This is a genomic window from Microlunatus capsulatus (assembly GCF_017876495.1).
Lineage (GTDB): Bacteria > Actinomycetota > Actinomycetes > Propionibacteriales > Propionibacteriaceae > Microlunatus > Microlunatus capsulatus.
In genome coordinates this window covers 1,620,058-1,629,482 of sequence record NZ_JAGIOB010000001.1, presented here as the reverse complement: position 1 = coordinate 1,629,482, position 9,425 = coordinate 1,620,058, and the positions used below count along the sequence as shown (strand labels likewise).

Here is a 9,425-nt window from a genome sequence, read left to right as displayed (position 1 = left end):
CGGACTCCCGGCGCCCTGGCCGGCCCCGCGCCCTGAGCCTGTCGAAGGGCCCTCGACAGGCTCAGGCCGCGGTGAGCGGGCAACCGGCTCAGGCCGGCAGCAGCAGCGCGACGGGGTAGCGGTCCAGGACGTCGGCGACCTGCACCGTGCCCTCGTGCTCCCGACCCGTCAGCTCGTCGACCACGCGCCCGGGCAGGGTGAGCGTCGTGTCCAGCCAGCCGCCGGCGGCGGCGAGCCCGAGGGGCAGCCGGGTGGCCAGGGTGAGCGCCCCGCCGCGGTCGAAGGCCACCAGGTGGTGAGCGGCCGGGCCGGTGGCGTGCAGCGGCGTGTAGCCGGTGAACAGCTCCGGGTGCTCGCGCCGGGCGTGCAGGGCCTGGGTGGTGACCCACAGCTTGGCCGCCCCCGTGCCGTCGACGCCCGGGTGGCTCTGCCGCACCTCGGCCAGCAGCGCGCGGCGCCGGTCGAAGTCGACCGGACGCCGGTTGTCGGGGTCCACCAGCGAGTCGTCCCACAGCTCGGTGCCCTGGTAGACGTCGGGGACCCCCGGCATCGTCAGCTGCACGAGCTTCTGGCCCAGCGCGTTGGTCCAGCCGTGCGGGGTGACGGCGGCGACGAGGTCGTCCCACGCGGCGCGCAGCTGCGGCTCGTCGTAGGCGGCGTCGACGGCGGCGTGCACGGCCGCCTCGTAGGCCTCGTCGACGTCGGTGTAGGTGGTGCCGTCGCTCGCCTCGCGCATCGCCTTCTCGGCGTAGGCGTGCATCCGCTCCCGCTCCACCGGTCCGGCGCCCACCAGCGTCTGGGCCAGGAAGTAGCCGAACGCCGGGCGGGGGACGGCGGTGGCGGCGAGGAACTGCTCGGCGAACTCGCCCCAGGCCTGGGGGATCTCGGCGAGCACGGCCAGCCGCGCGCGGACGTCCTCGCCACGCTTGGTGTCGTGGGTGCTGAGCCCGGTCATCGACCGGGGCTGGCGCTCCTGGCGGGCCACCTGCGCGGCGTGGAAGGCCTCGAGGTCGATGCCCAGCTCGTCGGGGTCGGCGCCGACCTCGTTGAGCGCGACGAAGCGGGCGTAGCGGTAGAAGGCGGTGTCCTCGGTGCCCTTGGCCATGGTCGCGCCGCTCAGCTGCTGCATCCGGCGGGCCAGCTCGTCGTCGCCGTCGTGCAGCCGCGGGCTGAGGGCGTCGAGCGCCTCGCGCAGCTGCGGGCGCCGGCGGGCGGCCAGGGCCAGGGCGTGGTCGAGGTCGGCCACGCCGTCGGGGAGGTAGGAGCGGTAGACGGCGAAGGCCACGGCCACCTCGGCGATCGCCGCCTCCGCGTCCTCGACGTCGGGCACCAGCGCCGCCATCCGCCGGATCTCGGCGACCAGCAGCTCGGTGACGACCATCCGCTTGCCCGCCTCGACGTGCTCGGCGATGTTGCGCTCGTCCCCGGTGAGCCGCTGGTAGAGCGCGGTCAGCTCGTGCTCGTGGCCGGGGTCGACGAACAGCCCGTTGACCTCGCGCATGGCGTCGTAGCCTGTCGTGCCCTCCACCGGCCAGTCGGCCGGCAGCTGCTCGCCGGGCTCGAGGATCTTCTCCACGGTGATCCACTGGTCCGGCGCCAGCGCGCGCAGCCGGCGGAGGTACTCCCCGGGATCGACGAGACCGTCCGGGTGGTCGATCCGCAGGCCGGTCACCCCGCGCTCCACCCACTCGCGGACCTTGACGTGGGTGGCGTCGAAGACGGCCTCGTCCTCCTGCCGCACCCCGGCCAGGGTGGTCACGGCGAAGAACCGGCGGTAGCCCAGGTCGGTGTTGCCCCGCGACCAGTGCACCAGCTCGTAGTGCTGCCGGTCGTGCACCGTGGCGGCGTCCTCGCCCTCGGACCAGCTGCCGGGGGCCAGCGGGAAGCGGTGGTCGTAGTAGCGCAGCTCGCCGTCCTGCACGGTGAGCTCGGCGTCGTCCCCGAGCACCGGCAGCAGCAGCCGCGGCCGGCTCCAGTCGATGTCGAACCAGGACGCGTGAGCGGCGTCGCGGCCGTGCTGGAGGACGTCCCACCAGGCCGGGTTCTCGGCGGGCACCTCGACGCCGAGGTGGTTGGGCACGATGTCGACGACGACGCCCAGGCCGGCCGCCTCCGCGGCCGCGAAGAGCGCCCGCAGGCCCTCCTCGCCCCCGCGGTCGGGGTCGACCTCGGTCACGTCAACGGTGTCGTAGCCGTGCGCGGAGCCGGTGGTGGAGCGGAGCAGCGGCGACAGGTACACCGCGCCGACGCCGAGGTCGGCCAGGTGGTCGAGGAGGGCGGTCGCGTCGGCGAGGGTGAAGTCGCGCTGGACCTGGAGACGGTAGGTGGAGGCAGGCGCCGTAGGGGTCACACCGGAAACCCTAGAGGGCGGTGACGGGGCGCCCGGACCGGCTCAGAGCAGGGCGACCGAGCCGCTGCGCCGCGGGTCGGCGCCGCCGCCGAGCGGGCTCAGCGCCGAGACCCCGCCGAAGTAGGGGTCGCGCGAGGCCGCGACGGCGACGGGGTCCCGCTCGCCGAGCGCCGCCAGGACGGCCGGGCTGAAGCCGGGCTCGGCCCGCACGAGGTCGGGGAGGGCGTTGAGCCGGGGGGCGTCGATCGCCTCCTGGGGGGAGGCGCCGCGGAGCATCCGCACCAGCACCTGCAGCAGCGCCGGCCGGATCCGGCTGCCCCCGGCGGCGCCGGCGACGGCCACGGGCGCGCCCTCGGCGTCCAGCGCCACGAGCGGCGACATCATCGAGCCCATCCGCAGGCCGGGGTCGAGGCTCTCCCGGATCAGCTCGCCCTCGCCCAGCATCGAGTTGAGGTGCACGCCGAACCCCGGCACCCAGACCCCGGAGCCGAGGCCGAGGCTCGTCGTCAGCGCGCAGGCGCCCCCGTCGGCGTCCACGGCGACGACGTTGGTGGTCTCCGCCCGGCGGTCGGGGCCGCGCAACGCCTCCACCAGGCCGAGGGCCGAGGCCGGGTCCGTCGTCGGGTCGCCGGGGACGGTGCCCGCCGCCCGGGCCAGGGTGGTGAGCAGGTCGTCGAGGTCGTCGCCACGCGCGTGCACGGTGACCTCGTCGAAGCGGGCCTGCCGGGGACGGGTCTCGACCACCCGGTAGGCGGCCAGGTCCGCCGCGCTCAGCGCGCCGCCGTCGGCGACCGCCGCGACCAGCGCGTCGGCGTAGGCGCCGCGGTAGAAGGCCTCCGGGTCCTGCGCCAGCAGCCGGTAGGCGTGGTGGTGGTCGGGGTGGGCCAGCCGGTCGCCCGCCTGGAGGAGGGTGCCGTCGGGCCGGCGGTAGACCTGCAGGCCGTCGCCGACGCACATGGCGGGCGCGATCACCGGCAGCAGCACCGCGTGGGTGAGCGGGAAGGGGGTGCCGTGGGAGGCGGCCAGGCCGGGGGCGACGACGTCGGCCCAGGGCAACCGGCCCCAGCGCCGCCACAGGTGGTGCGCGCCGGCGGGGACCCCGGGCACGGCCACGGTCGCCGGGCCGATCTCGTACGGCATGGGCTGGCCGACGAAGCTGACCTCGATCGCGGTGCCGGCGCCGGGGGAGGTGCCGTCCAGCCCGGGGACCGCGACGAAGAAGTCGACGCAGGTGACCTCGCCGGCCGTGTCGACGACGGTGGCGAAGCCGCCCCCGCTGAGGCCGGTGAAGATGGTCTCGGCCGCGCAGCTGACCAGCATCATGGCCACCGCGGCGTCGACGGCGCTGCCGCCTGCCCGCAGGGTCGCCAGGCCGGCCGCCGTCGTCGAGGGGTGGCCCGCGGCCACCCCGGCCCTCATCCGCACCGGGTCAGCGTAGGGGTGCCGGCGCCGGCGGAGCCCCGGCCGCCGTCCCGTGGTCCGCGACCGCGGGCGACGGCACCAGCGTGCTCCGCCGCCGCGACGACCCGCGAGGGCCTATGCTGGGCGCAGCCCGGTGGACGTCGTCCCGGGCGGAGCCCCGGCCGGGGCGGGCCCGCTGGCCCGCGAGGCGGGATGGGTGCGGCCCAGATTTGATCTCACCGCCCGTGTCTGACAAGATTGCCAGGTTGCTTTGGCAGGTTCGCCGGGGTGCGCCACGCCTGAGGACGTCTTCGGACGGCCGGGGTGGGGAGCAGTGCCCCGACAGCCTCCGACCTCCTGGTCCTCCGGACCGGGGAGGGCGGTCCCCGGATCGCCCAGGTCACCCCCCACCGCAGGGAACTGCGGGGAGCCGTGCGCCGGAAGGCGCCCGACACGCCCGACCGCGGGGGTGGGAGCAAGTGCAGGACTTCAATGCCGGATGTACTGAGACGTAAGGACGAACTGTGGCGGGACAAAAGATCCGCATCAGGCTCAAGGCCTATGACCACGAGGTCATCGACTCCTCCGCGCGCAAGATCGTGGACACGGTGACGCGCACGGGTGCCCAGGTCGCCGGGCCGGTGCCGCTCCCGACCGAGAAGAACGTGTTCTGCGTGATCCGTTCTCCCCACAAGTACAAGGACAGCCGGGAGCACTTCGAGATGCGGACGCACAAGCGTCTGATCGACATCATCGACCCGACCCCCAAGACCGTTGACTCTCTGATGCGTCTCGACCTGCCCGCGGGCGTCGACATCGAGATCAAGCTCTGAGGACGAAAGAACCATGAGCACTCCTTCTGTCATCTCCGACCGCAAGGTCAAGGGCCTGCTGGGCACCAAGCTCGGCATGACGCAGCTGTGGGACGCGAACAACCGCGTCGTCCCGGTCACCGTCGTCCAGGCCGGTCCCTGCGTCGTCACCCAGGTCCGCACCCCCGACGTGAACGGCTACGGGGCCGTGCAGCTGGGCTTCGGCGCCATCAAGGCCAAGCAGGTCACCAAGCCGTCGGCCGGTCACTTCGAGAAGGCCGGGGTCACCCCCCGCAAGCACCTCGTCGAGATCCGCACCACCGACGCCACCGAGTTCACCCTCGGGCAGGAGCTGACCGCTGAGGTCTTCGCCGCCGACGAGGTCGTGGACGTGACCGGCGTCAGCAAGGGCAAGGGCACCGCCGGCGTCATGAAGCGGCACGGCTTCCACGGTCTGCGCGCCTCGCACGGTGTGCACCGCAAGCACCGCTCGCCCGGTTCCATCGGCGGCTGCGCCACCCCCGGTCGTGTGTTCAAGGGCATGAAGATGGCCGGCCGGATGGGTGTCGAGCGCGTCACCGTGCAGAACCTCACCGTGCACGCCGTCGACGCCGAGCGCGGCCTGATCCTCATCAAGGGGGCGATCCCGGGCGCCAAGGGCGGCCTGGTCGTCCTGCGCAGCGCGGCCAAGAAGGGAGACCCCGCATGAGCGAGACCCGCACTGTCGACGTCCTGGACGCCAGCGGCGCGAAGGCCGGCACGACCGACCTGCCCGCCGAGCTGTTCGACGTCACCGCCAACGTGCCGCTGATCCACCAGGTCGTGGTGGCCCAGCTGGCCGCCGCCCGTCAGGGCACCCACGCCACCAAGACCCGCGCCGACGTGCGCGGTGGTGGCAAGAAGCCGTACCGCCAGAAGGGCACCGGCCGCGCCCGCCAGGGCTCGACCCGTGCGCCGCAGTTCGTCGGCGGTGGCGTCGTGCACGGCCCGCAGCCGCACGGCTACGCCCAGCGGACGCCCAAGAAGATGATCGCCGCCGCCCTCCGCGGCGCGCTGTCGGACCGGGCCCGTGACGGCCGGGTGCACGTGGTCGCCGACCTGGTGCTGGGCGACGTGCCCTCCACCAAGACCGCGATCGCCGCGCTCGCCACCGTGGCCTCCAGCCCGAAGGTGCTCGTCGTCCTCCACCGTGACGACGACCTGGCCTGGCTGAGCCTGCGCAACGCGGCCGACGTGCACGCGATCGCCGTCGACCAGCTGAACGCCTACGACGTGCTCGTCAACGACGAGGTCGTCTTCACCGCCGCGGCGCTCGACGCCTACGTGGCGGGGCCGGCCAAGGGCCGTTCGGCCAAGGCCGTCGCCACCGCCTCCGAGGCCGACGCCCTGACCGGCGCTGACGCCGAGCTCGCCGAAGGAGAGGTCCAGTGACCAACGTCAAGATCCGCGACCACCGCGACATCCTGCTCGCCCCCGTGGTGAGCGAGAAGAGCTACGGGCTGCTCGACGAGAACAAGTACACGTTCCTCGTCGCCCCCGACGCGAACAAGACCGAGATCAAGATCGCCGTCGAGGCCGTCTTCAAGGTCAAGGTCACCGGCGTGAACACGCTGAACCGGACCGGCAAGAAGCGCCGCACGCGGGCCGGCGTCGGGAAGCGTCCCGACACCAAGCGGGCCATCGTCTCCGTCGCCGACGGCGAGCGGATCGACATCTTCTCCGCACCCGCAGGCTGAGGACAGGTAAGGAACAGACATGGGTATCCGTAAGTACAAGCCGACCACGCCGGGTCGTCGCGGCAGCAGCGTGGCCGACTTCGTCGAGCTGACGCGCTCGACCCCGGAGAAGTCGCTCCTGGTCCCCAGCCCGAAGACCGGTGGCCGCAACAACACCGGCCGGATCACCACCCGGCACATCGGCGGCGGCCACAAGCAGGCCTACCGCCTGGTGGACTTCAAGCGCTACGACAAGGACGGCGTCCCCGCCAAGGTCGCGCACATCGAGTACGACCCGAACCGCACGGCGCGCATCGCGCTGCTGCACTTCGCGGACGGCGAGAAGCGCTACATCATCGCTCCCCAGGGCCTGGCCCAGGGTGCGGCGGTGGAGGCCGGCGAGGGCGCGGACATCAAGCCGGGCAACAACCTCCCGCTGCGCAACATCCCCGTCGGCACCACGATCCACGCCGTCGAGCTGCGTCCGGGCGGTGGCGCCAAGCTGGCCCGCTCCGCCGGGTCGAGCATCCAGCTGGTGGCCCGCGAGGGCAAGAACGCCACGCTGCGCATGCCCTCGGGCGAGATGCGGCTGGTCGACGTCCGCTGCCGCGCCACCATCGGCGAGGTCGGCAACGCCGAGCAGTCGAACATCAACTGGGGCAAGGCCGGCCGCAACCGCTGGAAGGGCAAGCGCCCGACCGTCCGCGGTGTCGCCATGAACCCGATCGACCACCCGCACGGTGGTGGTGAGGGCAAGACCTCCGGTGGTCGCCACCCGGTCTCGCCGTGGGGCCAGGCCGAGGGTCGCACCCGCGACAAGAACAAGGCCAGCAGCCGCATGATCGTCCGCCGCCGCAAGTCCGGCAAGAAGCGCTGAGCAGGAGCTAGGGAAAACAGATGCCACGCAGCCTGAAGAAGGGCCCGTTCGTCGACGACCACCTCGCCAAGAAGGTGGAGGTGCAGAACGGCCGCGGGACCAAGAACGTCATCAAGACCTGGTCGCGCCGCTCGATGATCGTGCCGGACATGATCGGCCACACCATCGCGGTGCACGACGGTCGCAAGCACGTGCCGGTCTTCGTGACCGACTCCATGGTGGGCCACAAGCTCGGTGAGTTCGCCCCGACGCGGACCTTCCGTGGCCACGTCAAGGACGACCGGAAGTCCCGCCGCCGCTGACGCGGGGCGGACGCAGAGAAGGAATGGATCAGATGAGCAAGGACACACGTCCGAGCCGCCGCCAGGCGCTGCTCGGTGACCGTCCCGGTTCGTACGCCGTGGCGCGCCAGGTCCGGGTCTCCCCGACCAAGGCCCGCCGGGTCGTCGACCTGGTGCGCGGCATGAGCGTCCAGGACGCCCTGGTGACCCTGAAGTTCGCGCCCCAGGCTGCGAGCGACCCGGTCTACAAGGTCGTCGCCAGCGCGGCGGCCAACGCGGCCAACACCGACAACCTGCGCAGCGAGGACCTCGTCGTCTCGCAGGCGTTCGTCGACGAGGGCATGACCATGCGACGGATCCGGCCGCGGGCCAAGGGCAGCGCGAGCCGCATCCTGAAGCGCTCCAGCCACATCACCGTCGTCGTCGAGCCGAAGGAGGCCTGAGCATGGGCCAGAAGATCAACCCGTACGGCTTCCGCCTCGGGATCACCACGGACCACAAGAGCCGCTGGTACTCCGACAAGCTGTACTCCTCCTACGTGGGCGAGGACGTCAAGATCCGCAAGCTCCTGGTCAAGGGCCTCGAGCGCGCCGGCATCTCCAGCGTCGAGATCGAGCGGACCCGTGACCGGGTGCGCGTCGACATCTACACCGCCCGCCCGGGCATCGTCATCGGCCGCAACGGCGCCGAGGCCGAGCGCGTCCGCGGCGAGCTGGAGAAGCTGACCGGCAAGCAGGTCCAGCTGAACATCCTCGAGGTCAAGAACCCCGAGACCGACGCCCAGCTGGTCGCCCAGGGCGTGGCCGAGCAGCTCGCCTCCCGCGTGCAGTTCCGCCGCGCGATGCGCAAGGCCCAGCAGAGCGCCATGCGCTCCGGTGCGGCCAAGGGCATCCGGATCCAGTGCTCGGGTCGTCTCGGCGGCGCCGAGATGAGCCGGTCGGAGTTCTACCGCGAGGGCCGGGTGCCGCTGCACACGCTGCGCGCGGACATCGACTACGGCTTCTACGAGGCCAAGACGACCTTCGGCCGGATCGGCGTGAAGGTCTGGATCTACAAGGGCGACGTGTCCGGCTCCCGCGCCGAGCGCGCCGCGCAGAAGGCGGCCCGCAACGCCGCCGGCGGTCGCGCCCGTCCGCAGCGCGCCGGTCGTCCGACCCGTGGTGCCGAGGGCCGGCCCGAGCGCGGCGGTCGTCGTCGCGCCGAGGGTGCCGAGGCTCCCGCGCCCGTCGAGGCCGGCGTCGCCGCCGCCCCCGCAGAGACGTCCGGACAGGAGGCCTGACCATGCTGATCCCTCGCAGGGTGAAGTTCCGCAAGCAGCACCACCCCACCCGTCGCGGTGCGTCCAAGGGCGGCACCAAGCTGGCCTTCGGCGAGTTCGGCATCCAGGCCCTGGAGCCCTCGTACCTGACCAACCGTCAGATCGAGGCCGCCCGTATCGCCATGACGCGTCACATCAAGCGTGGCGGCAAGGTGTGGATCACGGTCTACCCGGACCGCCCGCTGACCAAGAAGCCCGCCGAGACCCGCATGGGTTCCGGCAAGGGCTCCCCCGAGTGGTGGATCGCGAACATCAAGCCCGGACGCGTGCTCTTCGAGCTGTCCGGTGTCGACGAGACCGTGGCCCGCGAGGCCATGCGTCTGGCGATCCACAAGCTGCCGATGAAGGCGCGCTTCATCAAGCGCGAAGCAGGTGAGATCTGATGGCGAAGACCACGACCGCCGCCGAGCTGCGCGGCCTCAGCCGCGGTGACCTCGACGGCCGCGTCCGCGAGCTGAAGGAGGAGCTGTTCACGCTCCGCTTCCAGTCCGCGACCGGCCAGCTGGAGTCCCACGGCCGGCTCCGGGAGGTCCGCAAGGACATCGCCCGGATCTACACGGTGCTGCAGGAGCGCGAGCTCGGCATCGTCGAGGACCCCGACCTGGCCTCCGCCGAGGACAGCTCGGACGAAGGAGCAGCCGCGCCCGCGGTGGAGAGAGTGAAGGCCTGAC

Annotated in this window: 12 protein-coding genes; 10 read left to right on the top strand and 2 right to left on the bottom strand. The window is 72.6% G+C overall.

Going from position 1 to position 9,425, the window contains the following annotated elements; translation table 11 throughout:
• Window positions 1–88: 88 nt before the first annotated feature.
• Together treY and JOF54_RS07510 are read right to left on the bottom strand one after the other, a co-directional pair.
• Window positions 89–2,350, bottom strand: coding sequence for a malto-oligosyltrehalose synthase (treY, locus tag JOF54_RS07515; RefSeq protein WP_210054402.1), 2,262 nt, complete (start codon window positions 2,348–2,350; stop codon window positions 89–91).
• A gap of 42 nt (window positions 2,351–2,392) precedes the next feature.
• Window positions 2,393–3,769 carry a gamma-glutamyltransferase gene (locus tag JOF54_RS07510; protein WP_245359328.1) on the bottom strand — a complete coding sequence of 459 codons (1,377 nt, stop codon included), beginning with the start codon at window positions 3,767–3,769 and terminating at the stop codon, window positions 2,393–2,395.
• 506 nt (window positions 3,770–4,275) lie between these two features.
• On the opposite strand from JOF54_RS07510, the gene rpsJ reads away from it, so the two are divergent.
• From rpsJ to rpmC, 10 genes are read left to right on the top strand one after another with little or no spacing between them, the layout of a single operon-like run.
• On the top strand, window positions 4,276–4,584 hold the full coding sequence (gene rpsJ, locus JOF54_RS07505) for a 30S ribosomal protein S10 (RefSeq protein ID WP_091414454.1): 309 nt from the start codon (window positions 4,276–4,278) through the stop codon (window positions 4,582–4,584).
• Window positions 4,585–4,597: 13 nt separating this feature from the next.
• Window positions 4,598–5,272: a 50S ribosomal protein L3 gene (rplC, locus tag JOF54_RS07500; RefSeq protein WP_210054398.1), complete on the top strand. Its 675-nt coding sequence runs from the start codon at window positions 4,598–4,600 to the stop codon at window positions 5,270–5,272.
• Window positions 5,269–5,994: a 50S ribosomal protein L4 gene (gene rplD, locus JOF54_RS07495; RefSeq protein ID WP_210054395.1), complete on the top strand. Its 726-nt coding sequence runs from the start codon at window positions 5,269–5,271 to the stop codon at window positions 5,992–5,994. Before rplC ends, rplD begins: the two co-directional genes overlap by 4 nt.
• On the top strand, window positions 5,991–6,299 hold the full coding sequence (rplW, locus tag JOF54_RS07490) for a 50S ribosomal protein L23 (RefSeq protein WP_210054393.1): 309 nt from the start codon (window positions 5,991–5,993) through the stop codon (window positions 6,297–6,299). Before rplD ends, rplW begins: the two co-directional genes overlap by 4 nt.
• 19 nt (window positions 6,300–6,318) lie before the next feature.
• A complete protein-coding gene (gene rplB / locus JOF54_RS07485; RefSeq protein WP_091414451.1) occupies window positions 6,319–7,155 on the top strand; it encodes a 50S ribosomal protein L2 in 837 nt (278 codons plus the stop codon).
• A gap of 20 nt (window positions 7,156–7,175) precedes the next feature.
• Window positions 7,176–7,457 carry a 30S ribosomal protein S19 gene (gene rpsS / locus JOF54_RS07480; RefSeq protein ID WP_091414450.1) on the top strand — a complete coding sequence of 94 codons (282 nt, stop codon included), beginning with the start codon at window positions 7,176–7,178 and terminating at the stop codon, window positions 7,455–7,457.
• A 32-nt stretch (window positions 7,458–7,489) separates the two neighbouring features.
• On the top strand, window positions 7,490–7,879 hold the full coding sequence (gene rplV, locus JOF54_RS07475; protein ID WP_210054389.1) for a 50S ribosomal protein L22: 390 nt from the start codon (window positions 7,490–7,492) through the stop codon (window positions 7,877–7,879).
• 2 nt (window positions 7,880–7,881) lie between these two features.
• Window positions 7,882–8,715, top strand: a complete 834-nt coding sequence (rpsC, locus tag JOF54_RS07470; protein WP_210054387.1) for a 30S ribosomal protein S3 — start codon at window positions 7,882–7,884, stop codon at window positions 8,713–8,715.
• Between the two features lie 2 nt (window positions 8,716–8,717).
• Window positions 8,718–9,137 (top strand): 50S ribosomal protein L16, encoded by a 420-nt coding sequence (gene rplP / locus JOF54_RS07465; protein WP_210054385.1) that lies wholly within the window; start codon window positions 8,718–8,720, stop codon window positions 9,135–9,137.
• Window positions 9,137–9,424 carry a 50S ribosomal protein L29 gene (gene rpmC / locus JOF54_RS07460; protein ID WP_210054382.1) on the top strand — a complete coding sequence of 96 codons (288 nt, stop codon included), beginning with the start codon at window positions 9,137–9,139 and terminating at the stop codon, window positions 9,422–9,424. The genes rplP and rpmC overlap by 1 nt, the downstream gene beginning before the upstream one ends.
• The last annotated feature ends 1 nt before the right edge of the window (window position 9,425 follow it).